This is a genomic window from Paenibacillus sp. VCA1 (assembly GCF_031583795.1).
Classification (GTDB): Bacteria; Bacillota; Bacilli; order Paenibacillales; family Paenibacillaceae; genus Paenibacillus_AQ; species Paenibacillus_AQ albilobatus.
Genome location: NZ_JAVLSX010000033.1, coordinates 1 through 1288 on the forward strand (window position 1 = coordinate 1; position 1288 = coordinate 1288).

Below are 1288 nucleotides of genomic sequence, written 5' to 3' on the forward strand. Positions count from 1 at the left end.
TGGAGTTACCCCCGTCAAGTAGACAGTTATAAAAAAGACCTAGGCAACCTTAGTTCGGTATTCAACCGGACTAAGGTTGTTTAATTTTTTCTGAAATCGGTGGTAGTTATAAAATCGAATATAACGATGAATTTCATCTACAAGTTGCTTTTGGCCTGTGTAGCGGTGTAGCCGTAAAGATTCGCTCTTGAAATGGCTAAAAAAACTCTCCATACATGCATTATCATGACAATTACCTTTGCGCGACATGCTCACCTTAATACCATGGCGCTTTAGAAGCCGGTGATACGGTTTAGATGTGTACTGGAAACCGCGATCACTATGCAAAAGTATTCCGCGTGTTTTTCGCTTTCGAATGGCTTTCTTTACGGTATCCAGTACCAAGCGAATGTCATTACGGGGACTAATCTTGTAGGCGATCACCTCGTTGTTGTATAGATCACAAATGGTTGAAAGATATAAAAAGCTTTGACCAAAGGGGAGGTATGTAATATCTGTCACCCATTTCTCTAATGGACGTGCCGCATGAAACTCGCGATTAAGTACGTTTTCCGAAATAACATAAGCCTCCTTCTTGCCAAAATACGGTTTCTTCTTACGAATCACCGAACGTATGCCGAGCTCCTTCATCAGTCGGTACACGCGCTTGTGATTAACGTGAATTCTGTATTTTTTCCGAAGGCACACTCCGATGCGCAAGTAACCGTAGATACCACGGCTTTGTTTCCAGCACGCCATAATTTTAGTCTTAATCTGCTCATTCTCCTGTTGCCGCCGCGTTAATCGCCCCTGTTGTCGTTGCCATTTGTAGTAGCCGCTTCGAGAGACTTCAGCTAAACGACAGAGCAAAGAGACCGTATAACGGGCAGACATGTTTTGAATCACTTGGAAGGCTTGCTGCCGCCTTTTATCTCCCCCCTTTGCAAGGCCCACAGCTTTTTTAGGTATTCGTTCTCTGCTCGTAGCCGATGGAGCTCAGCTTCCACGCTCTGTTCACGCGTTCGTGGCCTTCCTTTCAAGGGACCTTTAGCTTTTCCTCGCTTCTCTTCCAGTCCTTGTATTCCTTCCTCCTGAAAGTATTTCACCCACCGCTGAACGGATTTGTGGGTTATCCCTAGCTCTTTGGCTACACTTTTATATCCCATACCTTTATGCAAGTACATCTGAACAGCCTTTTGCTTAAACTCAACGGAATATGTCTTCCGAATTTCACCCATGAAAAAATCCCCTCCAAGTAAACTTTAGTGCGCTTTCTTAGCACTTGTCTACTCAAAGGGGATAATATCAG

At 44.2% G+C, this 1288-nt stretch carries 2 protein-coding genes; both read right to left on the reverse strand.

From position 1 onward, the window contains the following. Window positions 1–39 precede the first annotated feature (39 nt). On the reverse strand, window positions 40–933 hold the full coding sequence (locus RJP21_RS30955) for an IS3 family transposase (protein ID WP_310862611.1): 894 nt from the start codon (window positions 931–933) through the stop codon (window positions 40–42). Next, the gene (locus RJP21_RS30960) at window positions 882–1217 is read right to left on the reverse strand and encodes a helix-turn-helix domain-containing protein (protein ID WP_310862612.1); all 336 of its coding nucleotides are present in this window, start codon (window positions 1215–1217) and stop codon (window positions 882–884) included. The genes RJP21_RS30955 and RJP21_RS30960 overlap by 52 nt, the downstream gene beginning before the upstream one ends. Window positions 1218–1288: the final 71 nt, after the last annotated feature.

Coding starts and splice junctions, on each gene's coding strand:
- RJP21_RS30960 (WP_310862612.1), bottom strand. CDS start 1,217: ATGGGTGAAATTCGGAAGACATATTCCGTTGAGTTTAAGCAAAAGGCT.